This window comes from Streptomyces lasiicapitis, assembly GCF_014646335.1.
Classification (GTDB): Bacteria; Actinomycetota; Actinomycetes; order Streptomycetales; family Streptomycetaceae; genus Streptomyces; species Streptomyces lasiicapitis.
In genome coordinates, this window is record NZ_BMNG01000006.1 from 85,790 (window position 1) to 99,767 (window position 13,978).

Annotated in this window: 11 protein-coding genes; 5 read left to right on the plus strand and 6 right to left on the minus strand. The window is 71.9% G+C overall.

All coding sequences use genetic code 11. The features are described 5' to 3' along the window. The first annotated feature begins 28 nt into the window (after positions 1-28). From IEY91_RS14515 to IEY91_RS14525, 3 genes are all read left to right on the plus strand, one after another. The gene (locus IEY91_RS14515) at positions 29-1,423 is read left to right on the plus strand and encodes a sensor histidine kinase (protein WP_189174256.1); all 1,395 of its coding nucleotides are present in this window, start codon (positions 29-31) and stop codon (positions 1,421-1,423) included. Further along, entirely contained in the window at positions 1,420-2,124 is a 705-nt protein-coding gene (locus IEY91_RS14520; protein WP_268240872.1) for a response regulator transcription factor, read from the plus strand. The genes IEY91_RS14515 and IEY91_RS14520 overlap by 4 nt, the downstream gene beginning before the upstream one ends. Positions 2,125-2,303: 179 nt before the next feature. Beyond that, positions 2,304-3,557 carry a sialidase family protein gene (locus tag IEY91_RS14525; RefSeq protein WP_164325208.1) on the plus strand — a complete coding sequence of 418 codons (1,254 nt, stop codon included), beginning with the start codon at positions 2,304-2,306 and terminating at the stop codon, positions 3,555-3,557. Positions 3,558-3,717: 160 nt separating this feature from the next. Here IEY91_RS14525 and IEY91_RS14530 read toward each other — a convergent pair whose 3' ends face one another. The 5 genes from IEY91_RS14530 to IEY91_RS14550 form a co-directional block, all read right to left on the minus strand. Further along, the gene (locus IEY91_RS14530) at positions 3,718-4,653 is read right to left on the minus strand and encodes a dihydrodipicolinate synthase family protein (RefSeq protein WP_189174257.1); all 936 of its coding nucleotides are present in this window, start codon (positions 4,651-4,653) and stop codon (positions 3,718-3,720) included. Continuing rightward, the gene (locus tag IEY91_RS14535; protein ID WP_189174471.1) at positions 4,650-5,708 is read right to left on the minus strand and encodes an oligopeptide/dipeptide ABC transporter ATP-binding protein; all 1,059 of its coding nucleotides are present in this window, start codon (positions 5,706-5,708) and stop codon (positions 4,650-4,652) included. The genes IEY91_RS14530 and IEY91_RS14535 overlap by 4 nt, the downstream gene beginning before the upstream one ends. Before the next feature lie 28 nt (positions 5,709-5,736). Further along, entirely contained in the window at positions 5,737-7,740 is a 2,004-nt protein-coding gene (locus IEY91_RS14540; protein ID WP_189174258.1) for a dipeptide/oligopeptide/nickel ABC transporter permease/ATP-binding protein, read from the minus strand. Beyond that, positions 7,740-8,699 (minus strand): ABC transporter permease, encoded by a 960-nt coding sequence (locus tag IEY91_RS14545; protein ID WP_189174259.1) that lies wholly within the window; start codon positions 8,697-8,699, stop codon positions 7,740-7,742. Before IEY91_RS14545 ends, IEY91_RS14540 begins: the two co-directional genes overlap by 1 nt. A gap of 75 nt (positions 8,700-8,774) precedes the next feature. Then, positions 8,775-10,403, minus strand: coding sequence for an ABC transporter substrate-binding protein (locus tag IEY91_RS14550; RefSeq protein WP_164328549.1), 1,629 nt, complete (start codon positions 10,401-10,403; stop codon positions 8,775-8,777). 430 nt (positions 10,404-10,833) lie between these two features. On the opposite strand from IEY91_RS14550, the gene IEY91_RS14555 reads away from it, so the two are divergent. Then, complete coding sequence (locus IEY91_RS14555) at positions 10,834-11,562, plus strand: FadR/GntR family transcriptional regulator (RefSeq protein ID WP_189174472.1); 729 nt, start codon at positions 10,834-10,836, stop codon at positions 11,560-11,562. Then, positions 11,559-13,502: a beta-galactosidase gene (locus tag IEY91_RS14560; RefSeq protein WP_189174260.1), complete on the plus strand. Its 1,944-nt coding sequence runs from the start codon at positions 11,559-11,561 to the stop codon at positions 13,500-13,502. The genes IEY91_RS14555 and IEY91_RS14560 overlap by 4 nt, the downstream gene beginning before the upstream one ends. Here the strand turns inward: IEY91_RS14560 and IEY91_RS14565 are convergent. Beyond that, positions 13,492-13,929, minus strand: a complete 438-nt coding sequence (locus IEY91_RS14565; protein WP_189174261.1) for a nuclear transport factor 2 family protein — start codon at positions 13,927-13,929, stop codon at positions 13,492-13,494. The genes IEY91_RS14560 and IEY91_RS14565 overlap by 11 nt on opposite strands. Between the last annotated feature and the right edge of the window lie 49 nt (positions 13,930-13,978).

Genomic DNA, 13,978 nt, shown 5'->3' on the forward strand with positions numbered 1-13,978 from the left:
CCGTCGTACAGGAAGATGAGGGCCACGCATGGACGCACCCGCGACGCGCGCAGGGGAAGGGGGAGCCGACGACGTGCCGTACCCGCCGTCCGACTCGCGCCCGTGGTGGCCGTTCTCCGGAGCCGTGCCGGGGACGCCGCGCGCGTTCCGGCAGGACGCCCTCCTCGCGGCGCACCTCGCCGGGCTCGCCGTCGTCCTCACCTTCCTGGTCAAGGACGGCCGGACGCCCGACGCGCTCGGCTGGGCGCTCCTGGTCGGCGCCCACGTTCCGTTGATCTGGCGCCGCAGCAGGCCGATGACGGCGATGCTCGCCACCATGGCCCTCGTCGGGCCGTACCACGCCCTCGACTACACGCACGCCGCCGCGACCCACGTCGGCATGGTCGCCCTCTACTCCGTCGCCGTCTCCGGGCGCCCCCGCCGCGCGCTCCTGACCGGCCTGCACATCATCGCCATCATGTTCGTCGTCAACTCGGGCATCGGCAGGGACCCGGCCACGGAGGTCGTGCGGATCGCGGGCTGGATCGTCGCCGTGCTGATCTTCGGTACGTACGTCCGCGTCCACCGGCAGTACGTCGACTCCGTCGTCGAACGCGCCGAGCGCGCCGAACGCACCCGCGAGGAGGAGGCGCGCCGCCGCGTCGCCGAGGAGCGGCTGCGGGTCGCCCGCGACCTGCACGACCTGCTCGCGCACAGCATCACCCTCGTCGGCGTGCAGACCTCGGTCGCCGCGCACGTACTCGCCGCCGACCCCGAACGCCTGGACCGCGCGGCCATCGCGGGCGCCCTCGACGACATCGCGGACACCTGCCGCACCGCGCGCGGCGAGCTGCGGGCGACCCTCGAGGTGCTGCGGACCTCAAGCGCGGGCGACGGCCCGGGCGCCCCGGGCGCCGCCGACGAGTACCGCGGCCCGCTGCCCGGCCTCGACGGCATCGGCGACCTCGCGGACGCGGCGCGCACGGCGGGCGCGAAGGTCGACCTCGCGGTGCGCCCGCCGGACCCGGCGGCCCCGCCCGCGGTCGGCGCGGCGGCGTACCGCATCGTGCAGGAGGCCCTCACCAACGCGGTACGCCACGGCGGGCCCGGCCTGAGCGTGGCGGTGCGGATAGAGGAGGCGGCCGGGGAACTGCGGGTGACGGTGCGGGACGACGGGGTGGGGGTGGCGTCGGCGGTGTCTGCGGCGGTCCCCCCGGCCAGGGCGGGGAAGGCGGTGTCGGCCCCGGCCGGGGCCGGGAGCGCGGCGGCCGGTGACGCGTCCGGATTCGGGCTCGTCGGGATGCGGGAGCGGGTCCGCATCGTGGGCGGCACGCTGGAGGCGGGGCCCAGGGCGGACGGGGCGCGGGGCTTCGAAGTGGCGGCGGCGCTGCCGCTGGGACGGGGCCGGGAAGAGCAGGAATCGCTGGAAGAGGGGGACGGGTGACTCCGGTGCACCAGGACGGCAGTGCGATACGGGTGCTGCTCGCGGACGACCAGGCGCTCGTGCGGGCCGCCTTCGCCATGCTCGTGGAGTCCGCGCGGGACATGCAGGTCGTCGGGCAGGCGGGGACCGGGCGCGAGGCCGTCGACCTGGCCCGCGCCGAGCGCGCCGACCTGATCGTCATGGACATCCGCATGCCCGACCTCGACGGCATCGAGGCCACCCGCCTGATCGCCGCCGACGAGGACCTGGCCGGTGTGAAGGTCCTGATGCTCACCACGTACGACACCGACGAGCACGTGGTCGAGGCGCTGCGCGCCGGGGCGTCCGGCTTCCTGGTCAAGGACACCCGGCCCGCCGAGTTGCTCGACGCGATCCGCACCGTCGCCGCGGGCGAATCCCTCCTGTCGCCCGGCCCCACCGCCCGCCTCATCGCCCGCGTGCTGCGCCAGCCCGCGACCCCGGAGACCGACGCGCCCGCGCCCGCCTCCCTCGGCGCCCTCTCCGACCGCGAACGGCAGGTCCTGACGCTGGTCGCGCGGGGCCTGAACAACACCGAGGTGGCCGAGGCACTCGGCCTCAGCCCCCTCACCGCGAAGACGCACGTCAGCCGCATCATGGGAAAGCTGGGCGCACGGGACCGCGCCCAGCTGGTGATCCTCGGCTACGAATCGGGCCTGGTGACACCGGGCCTGACACCCTGACGGACGCTGCTCCGCGGCCTTGACCGGGGCTGCCCGACCCCCACGAATGCGCGGCCGTCACTCTCGTGCGTCAACACATCGTCAACTCTGTCGCTACGCAGGGGTATTGTCGTACCGCCAGGGGCGCACTAGCTTCACGCGGGACGTCCTACGTCCCACGTCCCGCCGTGAGGAGCCGTATGAGCCGCATGAGCGACACGAGCCGCGTGATCCGCAGGAGACGTCCCTCCGTCCGCCACCGCCTCACCGCCGCCGCCCTCGCCCTGGCCGCCGCGGCCGGGCTCACCGCCCTCGCCGGTCTCGGCGGCCCCTCCGCCGCCGCCTCGACCGGCCGCCTGCCCGGCTGCTCCACGTCCGTGCCGTACACCGCCGACACCTACGGCTACGACACCTTCCGCATCCCCGCCGTCGTCCGCACCGACCGCGGCACGCTCCTCGCCTTCGCCGAGGGGCGGCGCGCCAGCGCCTCCGACACCGGCAACATCGACGTCGTGCTGCGGCGCTCCACCGACGGCGGCTGTACGTGGGGCCCGCTCGCCGTCGTCGCCGCGGGCAACGGCGACACCCGGGGCAACCCGGCGCCCGTCGTCGACCCCAGGACCGGGCGGGTCGTCCTGCTCACGTCCTACAACAGCGGTGCCGTCACCGAGGGGCAGATCATGCGCGGCGAGGTCACGGCCGCGCAGAGCCGGCGCGTCTTCGTGCAGAGCAGCCGCGACGACGGCCGCAGCTTCTCCCTGCCGCGCGAGATCACGTCCGCCGTGAAGCTGCCCCACTGGCGGTGGTACGCCACCGGGCCCGGGCACGCCGTCGCGCTCACCCACGGGCGGTACGCCGGGCGGCTCGTCGTGCCCGCCAATCACTCCGCCGCGCCCGCGCCCGGGTCCTCCGACAACGGGCAGGAGCCCAAGTACTACGGCGGGCACGCGCTCTACAGCGACGACCACGGGCGCTCCTGGCACATCGGGTTCGTGGACGACACCTACGACGGCGAGCACAACTCCAACGAGTCCAGCGCCGCGCAGCTTCCCGACGGGCGCCTTTACCTCAGCTCCCGGGACCAGCACGGCGTCGCCGTCGGCAACCGGCTCGACTCCTACTCCTCCGACGGCGGGCGCACCCTCTCCCGGCCCTACGCCGTCCAGCCCACCCTCAACGACGTGCCCGTCGTCCAGGCGAGCGTCCTCCAGACGAGCGGCTGGTCCGGCTCCCTCCTCTTCTCCGGCCCCTCCGTCCCCACCGCCCGCCAGGCCATGGCCCTCTGGCGCAGCCGCGACGCGGGCCGCACCTTCACCAAGCTCCTGACCCTGTCCCAGGACCGGGCGGGCTATTCGGACTTGGTGGAGGTGGGGCCGGGGCTCGTCGGTGTCCTGTACGAGACGGGTGTCGCCGGGACGTACGAACGCGTGGTGTGGCGAAGGGTGCCGGCGTAGCCCTGCGGGGCATTCCCCAGTCCCGCCCCTTCCCGTAACCAGGGGCTGCCGCCCCTGGACCCCGCTCATCGGCCTGAACGGCCTCGTCCTCAAACGCCGGACGGGCTGAGATGGGCTGGCTCCGGGGGCAGCGCCCCCGGGTTCGGCGCCCCGCGAAGGACTACAGCAACCCCGCCGCCGCCAGGTGCTTGCCCACCTGTTCCGTCTCCGCCGCGGAGAGCGGGATCTGGGGCGCCGCCGTGAGGGGGCAGGCGATGACGCCGCGGAGGTGCAGCGCGGCCTTGAACGCGCCGAGCCCCGCCGAGCTGGCGCCCATCCGGTGGGGATCGCCCACCGACACCATCCGGAACAGCGCGCACAACCGTTCCTGCTCGGCCCGAGCCCGCTCCCAGTCCCCGGCACGGGCGTACCGGAAGAGACGTACGTAGCCGTCCGGGTCGACGTTCCCGAGCCCGGGGACGACGCCGTCCGCCCCCATCGCGAGCGCGGAGTCGACGGTCAGCTCGGACCCGGTGAGCACGGCGAAGTCGTGGACGTCGGTGCGCGCGCGGGCACCGAGGATCACCCGCCGCAGAGAGCCTTCGTCGCCGCTGGAGTCCTTGAGGCCGGCGAGCGACCCGTCGGCGGCGAGTTCGAGCACGAGGTCCGCGTCGAGCTTGGAGTGGACGGAGACGGGGAGGTCGTAGGCGAAGACGGGGAGTTCGCCGCGGGAGGCGACGAGGCGGAAGTGGCCCGCGATCTCGGCGGGGTGGGTGCGGGTGTAGAAGGGCGCGGTGACGACGACCCCGTCCGCCCCGGCGTCGGCGGCGGCGCGGACGTGGTCGAGGACGCGCAGGCTCGTCATGTCGATGGCACCGGCGAGGACGGGCACCTGCCCGGCCACGTGCCGTACGACGGTCTCGACGACGAGCTTGCGGTGCCCGTCCGGCAGATACGCGGCTTCGGAGGACGACCCGAGCACGAAGAGCCCGTCGACGCCGGCGCCGACGAGATGGTCGACGAGGTGCTCGAGGGACGCGACGTCCACCTCGTTGTCCGGGGTCAGGGGGGTGCACACGGGCGGGACGACACCGGTCAAGAGGGGAGGAAGCGTCATGGAGTCTCCTTGGACGTGGCCGTGGCGGCGGCCGTCGCTGCGGACGACTGGCTGACGAGGTCCCGGGTGGACTCGCCCGCCAGCACGGGGTGGTGGCACCGGTAGCGGTGATCGGCGCCCGCGTCCGCGACGTCCGGCATGTCCGTCGCGCACACCTCGTCGGCCTTCCAGCACCGGGTGCGGAAGGGGCAGCCGCTGGGCGGCCGTGTGGCCGACGGTACCGGGCCGACGAGCGGAATCGGGTCGATCGGGTCGAGCAGTCCGGGCGTGGCCGAGAAGAGCGCCCGGGTGTACGGATGCCGGGCGTTGTCCAGGATCTCGGCGGCCGGGGACTCCTCGACGATCCGGCCCAGGTACATGGTGATGACCCGGTCACTCATCCTTCGTACCGTCTGGATGTCGTGCGAGACGAAGACCAGGGAGAGGTTCAGACGCTCCTTCAGGTCCAGGAGCAGGTTGAGGATCTGGGCCCGGACGGAGACGTCGAGGGCGCTGGTCGGCTCGTCGGCCACCACCAGCTCCGGTTCCAGGGCGAGCGCGCGGGCGATCGCGACGCGCTGGCGCTGGCCGCCGGAGAGCTGTCCCGGCAGCGCGTCGGCGAGCACCGGCGGCAGGCCGACCAGGCTCATCAGCTCCCGCACCCGGTCGGCGCGCTGCCCGGGGGTGCCGCGGCGGTGTACGTCGAGGGGGTCGCGCAGGATCTTGTGGATGGGCAGGCGGCGGTTCAGGGCCGTGGAGGGGTCCTGGAAGATCATGGCGGTGCCGGTGCCGATGGTGGTGCGGCGCTCGGCGGCCCCCATCTCCCACAGGTCCCGGCCGCGGTACGCGACGACGCCGGACGTCGGCCGCTGCACCCCGACGAGGACCTTCGCAAGCGTCGACTTGCCGCAGCCGGACTCGCCGACGACGCCGACGGTCTCGCCGGGGGCGATGGTCAGGTCGGCGCCGGTGAGGGCGAACACGCGGTCGCGGGAGAACAGGCCGCCGGTGCGGGCCTTGTGGACGACGTGCGCGTCGCGCAGCGTGACCAGGGCGGCGGGGTCCTCCTCGGGCAGGTCCCCGGGGGCCCCAGAGGGTGCAGGCTCAGCTACGGTCACGGACCGCCTCGCTTCCTCGGAGCTGCGGCTCCGCTGTCTCGCCGCCGATCGCCGGGTGGTGACACGCCGTCTTGTGCCAGGGCTCGCCGAGCAGTTCGGGGGCGGTGGAGCGGCACTCGTCGTCGGCCAGCGGGCACCGGTCGGCGAAGCGGCAGCCGACGGGGAAGTCCGCGGGGGAGGGGACGACGCCCTTGATCTGCGTGAGGCGCTGCGCCGCGGACTCCAGGGAGAGGACGGAGCCGAGCAGGCCGCGCGTGTAGTGGTGGGTGGGGGCCTCGACGAGGTCGGCGGTCACGCCCGTCTCGACGATCTGCCCGCCGTACATGACCGCGACCCGGTCGGTGACGTCCGCGACGAGCGCCAGGTCGTGCGAGACCAGGATGAGCGCGAAGCCCAGCTCGGCGCGGAGCCGCAGGAGCAGTTGGATGACCTGGGCCTGCACGGTCACGTCGAGGGCGGTGGTGGGTTCGTCGGCGACGATGAGCTTCGGGTCGCGGGACAGGGCCATGGCGATCAGGACGCGCTGGCGCTGGCCGCCGGACAGCTCGTGCGGATAGCTGCGCAGGGTGCGGTCGGGGTCGAGGCCGACGAGTTCGAGGAGCTCTTCGGGGCTGCGGTGTCCGCCCCTTCGTACGACCTGCTTGAGCTGGGCGCGTACGGTCATCGCCGGGTTCAGGGACGACAGGGCGTCCTGGTAGATCATCGCCATGTCGTGGCCGAGGAGCTTGCGCCGGGCCCGCATCGGCAGGCCGATCAGCTCCTGCCCGTCGAAGGTGACGTGGCCGCGCACCCGGGCGCCCTTGGGCTCCAGGCCCATCACGGTGAGCGCGGTCAGGGACTTGCCGCAGCCCGACTCGCCGACCAGGCCGAGGACTTCGCCGGGTCGCACCTCGAAGCTGATGCCGTCGACGATGTCCACGCCCGCGTGCCGCTCGTCGAAGCCGATCGCGAGGTTCCGGACACTGAGCACGGGCGAGCCGTCCGGCAGCGGCCTGGCCCGCGAGCGCAGCCGTTCCGCGGCCTCGGTCAGACCGGGCAGTTGCAGGACCTCGCCGCTGCCCGGCTCCGGCGCCTCGACCGGGTCGTCCTTGCGCCCGGCGCCGGTGACGTCGCGTCCGGACGGCGCGGCCCAGGCGTCGGAGACGCCCTCGGAGAGCACGTTCAGGGAGAGCACGGTCAGGAGCATCAGCAGGCCGGGGAAGACCGTCGCCCACCAGCCGCCGATCAGGACCATGTTCTTGCCGTCGGCGATGACGCTGCCCCAGGACGGGTCGGGCGGCCGCACGCCCGCGCCGATGAACGAGAGCGACGCCTCGAACACGATCGCCTCGGCCACCTGCACCGTGCAGAACACCAGGATCGGGGCGGCGCAGTTGATCGCGACGTGTTTGATGACGATGTGCGGGGTGCGCGCGCCGATGACCCGCTCGGCGACGACGTAGTCCTCGCCGTACTGATCGAGCACGTTGGCGCGTACGACACGGGCGATCGGTGGTGTGAACAGGAAGGCGATCGCGCAGATCAGTACGGTGATGCCGCCGCCGAAGACCGCGACGAGTACGGCCGCGAGCGCGATGCCGGGGAACGCCATCACGACGTCCAGGCAGCGCATCAGCGTCTCGTCGACCGCCTTGCGCGAGGTCGCCGCGATCGCGCCGATGACCGCGCCGACGACCAGCGCGAGCGAAGTCGCGCCCAGGCCGATGGCGAGCGACCAGCGCGCGCCGTACATCAGCCGGCTGAGGATGTCCCGGCCCAGGCTGTCCTGGCCCATCCAGTGGTCGGCGGACGGGGCGCCGGTGCCGCCGACGAGCGACTGCTGGTCCAGCGGGTCGTGCGGGGCGAGCAGCGGGGCGAACACGGCGACGAGGACGACGACGGTGACGACGACGAGCGCGATGCGCGAGAGCACCGGCAGTTTCTTGAGGGAGCGCAGCCGGATGCCTGGCAGGGACAGCCGCTCGGTCAGCTTCTTGCGCGACTGGAGCATCAGGAGGTTCCCCTCAATCGCGGGTTCACCAGCAAGTAGAGGATGTCGATCACCAGGTTCACCACGACGAAGCCGACCGCCGTGGTGATGACGACGCCCTGCACGACGGCCGGGTCGCCGTTCTTCACCGCGTCGATCATGAGCTTGCCCATGCCCGGCAGCGAGAAGATCGTCTCGATGACGACCGCGCCGCCGAGCAGATAGCCGACGCGCAGACCGAGCACGGTCAGCGGGTTGATGAGGGCGTTGCGCAGGACGTTGCGGCCGACGACCACGACCGGCGGCAGGCCGCTGCCGACTGCCGTACGCACGTAGTCCTTGTCGAGTTCCTCGACGACGGACGTGCGCACGATGCGGGTCATCTGGGCGGCCACGGGCAGGGACAGGGCGAGCGCGGGCAGCGTCATCGTCTTCAGCCACCCCGTGAAGGAGTCGCCCGGATTGACGTATCCGCCGGTGGGGAACCAGCCCAGGTCGACCGCCAGGTACTGGATCATCAGCAGGGCCAGCCAGAAGCCGGGCGCCGCGACGCCGGTCAGGGAGATGACGCGGATGATCTGGTCGGGCAGCCGGTCGCGGTAGATCGCGGCGGTCACGCCGAGCGGCAGCGAGAGCAGCACCGCGATGCCGAGGCCGAGGAAGGTCAGCTGCATGGTCAGCGGCAGCGCGGTCGTGATCTGGTCGATCACCGGCGAGCGGGTCAGGACGCTGATGCCCATGTCGCCGCCGAGCAGATCGCCCACGAAGTGCACGTACCGCACCGGCAGCGAATCGAGCAGGCCGTTGTCCTCGCGGAACTGGTGCAGCTGCTCCTGCGTGGGGTTCGCGCCCTGGTAGAACGCCGACGCCGGGTCGATGTCGGAGAACCGCATCACCAGGAACACGAAGAGCACGATGCCGAGCAGCAGCGGGACGAGCAGGGCGATGCGGCGGGCCAGGATGCGGAGGATCGCGGTCACTGCTTGACGCTCCTCTGGTCGATCACGGCGTACGGCCTCCTCGATCGCTGACGGCGCATGGATTGTTCAAGTCGCTCAGACCCACTTGGCCTGGAGGAGGTTGATCCCGGGGTAGGGCTGGGCGCGGACACCGGTGAGCTGCTTGGGGTCCCACGCCGTCATCAGCTCGTTGTGCACCACGGGGTAGAGCACGGCCTCCTCGGCGACGATGTCGATGTAGTCCTGCACCATCGTCTTCTTCTTGGAGGTGTCCGGCTCGCGTGTCGCCTGGTCCATGAGGCGGAACAACTCCTTGGCGCGGGAGTTCTTCGCCCAGCGGGCGTAACCCATCCACAGGTTGTCGGGCCCGTAGTTGTAATGCATGATCAGGTCCGCCTCGATGCCGAACTGGTTGGGGTTCGATGCGGCGGCGACGACCTGGTAGTCCTTCTTCTGGTCCATCTTGGTGAAGACGGCCGTGGTCTCCTGCGGGTCGAGCGTGGTCTGTACGCCGATCGCGTCCCAGGACGCCTTGATGGTCGGCAGGCAGTCGACGATCCAGCTGACGTTGACCGCCATGATGTTGATCTTGAGGTTGTCGACCCCGGCCTCCTTCAGGAGCGCCTTCGCCTTCTTCGGGTCGTACTCGTAGACCGTCTTCGCGGGCCGGTAGCTCGGGTTGCCCTCGTTGAGGAAGGACGACGCGCCCTTGCCGTGGCCCTTCAGAGCGACCTCGATCATCTTTTCCCGGTCGATGGCGTAGTGCAGCGCCTGGCGCACCCGCACGTCGTCGAACGGCTTGTGCGCGGTGTTGAACATCAGGAAGAGGTTGTTCATGCCGGCCCCGCCCTCGACCGTCATGCCGCCCTTCTTGAGCTGCTCGATGTTGGCGTACGGAATGTTGTCGGAGATCTCGGCGTCCGCGCTGGCGCCGGAGATCTTCGCGACGCGCGGCGCCGCGTCGACGATCGTCAGCCAGTTCATCTTCTTGAAGGCGGCCTTGCGCGGGCCGTTGTAGTCGGCGAAGGCCTCGAAGGTCGTGTTCGACTTCGGGTTGTGGGCGGTCTGCCTGTACGGGCCCGAGCCGATGGCCTTGCCCTTGGTCGCGTCGTCCCACGCGCCCGGCTTGGAGTACACGTGCTTCGGCATGATCTTCGCGAGCGTCAGGCGGGCCGCGCCGTCCGGGAAGGGGAACTTGAGGATCAGCTCGACGTTCTGCGCGTCGACCTTCCTGACCTCCTTCAGCCAGCTCGCGAAGAAGCCCTTGGCCAGCGTCTGCGTCTTCGGGTCCAGGATCCGCTCGAACACGAACACGACGTCGTCGGCCGTGACGGGCTTGCCGTCGTGCCACTTGGCGCCCGCGCGCAGCTCGAACTTCCACGTCGTCGCCTTCAGGTCGGCGGGCACCGCCGTGGCGAGCTGCGGGTAGGGATCCCGGGTGATCGGGTCCGTGCCGAGCAGCGCCTCGTAGATGTGTTCGTTGCCTGCCATCGCGAACGCCGACGCCGTCTGCGTGGGGTCCCAACTGCCGTCGTTGCCATAGCCGATGACGGCCGTCAGGGTGCCGCCGTCCTTGCCGCCGCCACCGGTGTCGTTCGTGGACTCCGGTCCCGAGCAGGCCGCGAGCGTGCTGGTGAGTCCCGCCGCCGCGCCGAGAGCGCCGGTGTACTTGAGGAAGGACCGCCGGTCGGGGCCGGGCCCGCCGTCGCGCGTCACGGGGATCAGGTGGCTCACAGTGCCTCCATGAAGGAGTGGGGAGGCCTGCTCCCCAAGTGCCGGGTGAGAGGGAGGTAGTTCTTCCGGTGGGAGATCCCACGTCCTACGTCGTGCTGGCGTGGCGACCATAAGAGGGCCGCGAGTGCCGGTCAAGAGAACGCGCACGGATCAGAACCGGCTGTTCCCGGATCGGAATTGAGGGCCCGTGGATCACGGCGGCCACGGATTTCGGGCCGGGGCCCGGCGGGCCGCACGAGCCCGAACCGGCAGGTGACGCGGGCCTGAACGACAGGCGAACCGATGAGTCGCGCGGGCCTGAACGACGGGCGAACCGATGAGTCGCGCGGGCCTGAACGACGGGCGAACCGGCGGGCGGTACGGGTCGTATTCGGAGAAGTCTCGTCCGGAGGTGGGACGTGGGATGTCATCCGTGCCTACGATGTGGCGCATGCCTCAGGAGCCCATCCGTGAACGGCGTGTGAGCAGCCAGGTCCAGCAAGAGGTGACGCAGCTCATCCTGGACCGGCGGCTGCGCCCCGGCGCCCTGCTGCCGACCGAGGCCGAGCTGATGGAGGAGCTGGGCGTCAGCCGGAACTCCGTCCGCGAGGCCCTCAAGGCCCTCCAGGCCCTGGACATCGTGGAGATCCGGCACGGCTACGGCACCTACGTCGGCCAGGCCTCCCTCACCCCCCTCGCCGACGGCCTGACCTTCCGCACCCTGGTCCAGCTCACCGACGACACGCACGCGCTCGCCGAGATCCTCCAGGTCCGCGCGGTCCTGGAGGAGGGTCTGGTGCGTGAGGTGGCGGCGTCGCTCACCGACGCGACCTTGAGCGAACTGGAGGATCTGGTGGGCCGGATGGAGGCGTGCGCGGTGGCCGGCGAGGCCTTCCCCGAGCTGGACCGGGAGTTCCACGAGGTGCTCTACCGGCCGCTCGGCAACGCGCTCGTGCCGCAGCTCCTCGGCGCGTTCTGGCACGTCTTCCACCGGGTGGCGGGCGTGCGCGGCTGGTCCAAGGATCCGGCGCCGGAGGTCACCGTACGCAGGCACCGCGACATAGTGACGGCGCTGCGCGCGGGCGACGTGGGCGCCGCGCAGCGGGCGATGGCGGACCACTTCCGCGGGATCGAGGCGCGGGCGGGGCAGGAGACGAGGGGCGTGGGATGAACCCGACAGGTGAGGGCGGCTCCGTGCGCCTGGACCACTTCTACGACAAGCTCTCGTCGCTCGCGTACGGCGGGGACTACAACCCCGAGCAGTGGGGCCCCGAGACGCACGCCGAGGACATGGAGCTGATGCGCGAGGCGGGCGTGAACCTCGTGACGCTCGGCATCTTCGCCTGGGCCACCACCGAGCCGACGCCCGGCGCGTACGACTTCACCTGGCTGGACGCCCACATGGACCGCCTCGCGGCGGCGGGCGTGGCCGTGTGCCTGGCCACGATGACGGCGTCGCCGCCCCCGTGGCTGGCCCGCCTGCACCCCGAGACGCTCCCCGTCATGGAGGACGGCACCCGCCTGCACCCCGGCTCACGCCAGCACTGGTGCCCTTCGAGCCCGGTGTACCGCCGCTACGCGGTGCGCCTGACCGAACGTCTCGCCACGCGCTACGCGCACCACCCCGCCCTCGCCCTCTGGCACATCGGCAACGAATACGGCTGCCACATCTCACGCCACTGCCACTGCGAGGTGTCGGCGGCGGCGTTCCGCACCTGGCTGCGGGAGCGGTACGGCACCGTGGACGCGCTCAACGAGGCCTGGTCGACGACGTTCTGGTCGCAGCGCTACAGCACCTGGGAGGAGATCCACACGCCGCGCGCGGCCCCGTCCTTCCGCAACCCGGCGCAGCGGGCGGACTACTGGCGCTTCTCCTCCGACGAACTCCTGGCCGCGTACCTGGCGGAGAAGGAGGTGGTGTCCCGCATCACCCCTCACATCCCCGTCACCACCAACTTCGTCCCCATCGCCAAGACCCTCGACCTGTTCCGCTGGGCCCCGCACCTGGACGTCATCTCGTACGACTCCTATCCCGACCCGCACGACCCGGACGCCGCCCAGCGCACCGCCTTCTCGTACGACGTGATGCGCGGCCTGCGCGACGGCCAGCCCTGGCTGCTCCTCGAACAGGCCCCTTCCGCCGTCAACTGGCGCCCCCACAACGGCCGCAAGCCGCCGGGCCGGATGCGCCTGGACACGTGGCAGGCCGTGGCGCACGGCGCCGACGCGGCCCTCTTCTTCCAGTGGCGCCAGTCGCGCGGCGGCGCGGAGAAGTTCCACTCGGCGATGGTGCCGCACGCGGGCCGCGAGACGCGGGTGTTCCGCGAGGTGACGGAGCTGGGCGCCGAACTGGCCGCCCACCCCGCCCTGTTGAGGTCGACGCCCGCCCGAGCCGAAGCGGCCCTGCTCCTCGACTGGCCGGCCTGGTGGGCGCTGGAGACGGACGCGCACCCGAGCCGGGTGGACTACCTGGACGGTGCGCTCGCGTACCACAAGGCGCTGTACGACGCGTCGGTCCCGTGCGACGTGGTCCCGCTGGACGGGAACCTCTCGGCGTACCGCCTGCTCCTCGTCCCCCACCTCTACGCGGTGTCGCAGGAGGCGGCCGCCCGCCTCACGGAATACGTACGCGACGGCGGCACGCTGGTGATGTCCTACTTCTCCGGCATCACCGACGAACACGACCGTGTCCACCTGGGCGGCTACCCGGGGCCCTTCCGTGAACTCCTGGGCCTGACGGTGGAGGAGTTCGACCCGCGCGCCGACGGCACGTGGGCGGAGGAGATCCGCCTCGAGGGCGCGGAACAGGTCGTCGCCTACGACTGGGGCGGCCCGGCGGTCACCCGCCATGCGTACGGGGACGGCACGGCTTGGTACGTCGGCCTCGATCCCGACCCCAAGACGATGCGCGAACTCCTCGACCGGGTGCGGGCGGAGGCCGGGGTGGGCCCGGCGGCCGAGGGGCTGCCGGACGGGGTGCGGGTGCGGACCAGGGTCACGGAGGCGGGGGAGCGGATCCGGGTGCGGCTCGACCACCGGGACGGGTCGGTGGCGGTCGAGCGGGCCGCGCCCGCAGTACCGCGGGCCGCGCCCGGAGCGCTCAGGCGCTGACGGCCTCCGTGAGGGAGTCGGGGATGGCCAGCGGGTTCCAGTAGTCGCGGTAGTGCGTGAAGCGGCCGTCGTTGGCGGTCACCACGGCGACGTACGACATGTCGAAGGGCCCGTCCGTCGCGACGACGCGGCCCGTCGCGCGGAACTCGACCACGATCGTCTCCGGCGCGGCCGTCTCGTGGATCTTCATGTCCGGGACGGCCCGGTACTCGACGTGGGCGCCGAGGCCGCGCAGGTACTCGCCGATCGCGGCGCGGCCTTCGATGCGCCGCGGGTAGCCCTCCGGCGCGAAGGGGAACTCGGCGACGCCGTCCTCGGCGAACAGGTCGACCCAGCCGGCCACGTCGTTGGCGAGCAGGCGCTTGACGCCGTCGCGGAACAGTTCGGCGGGTGTGGTGGCAGGCGTGGTGGCGGGCGTGGTGGGCATGGGAGGGCTCCGTCCTCTACGATTCGGACTATCGGTCCGCTTGACGATA

Coding starts and splice junctions, on each gene's coding strand:
- IEY91_RS14515 (WP_189174256.1), top strand. CDS start 29: ATGGACGCACCCGCGACGCGCGCAGGGGAAGGGGGAGCCGACGACGTG.
- IEY91_RS14525 (WP_164325208.1), top strand. CDS start 2,304: ATGAGCCGCATGAGCGACACGAGCCGCGTGATCCGCAGGAGACGTCCC.
- IEY91_RS14530 (WP_189174257.1), bottom strand. CDS start 4,653: ATGACGCTTCCTCCCCTCTTGACCGGTGTCGTCCCGCCCGTGTGCACC.
- IEY91_RS14540 (WP_189174258.1), bottom strand. CDS start 7,740: ATGCTCCAGTCGCGCAAGAAGCTGACCGAGCGGCTGTCCCTGCCAGGC.
- IEY91_RS14555 (WP_189174472.1), top strand. CDS start 10,834: ATGTGGCGCATGCCTCAGGAGCCCATCCGTGAACGGCGTGTGAGCAGC.
- IEY91_RS14560 (WP_189174260.1), top strand. CDS start 11,559: ATGAACCCGACAGGTGAGGGCGGCTCCGTGCGCCTGGACCACTTCTAC.
- IEY91_RS14565 (WP_189174261.1), bottom strand. CDS start 13,929: ATGCCCACCACGCCCGCCACCACGCCTGCCACCACACCCGCCGAACTG.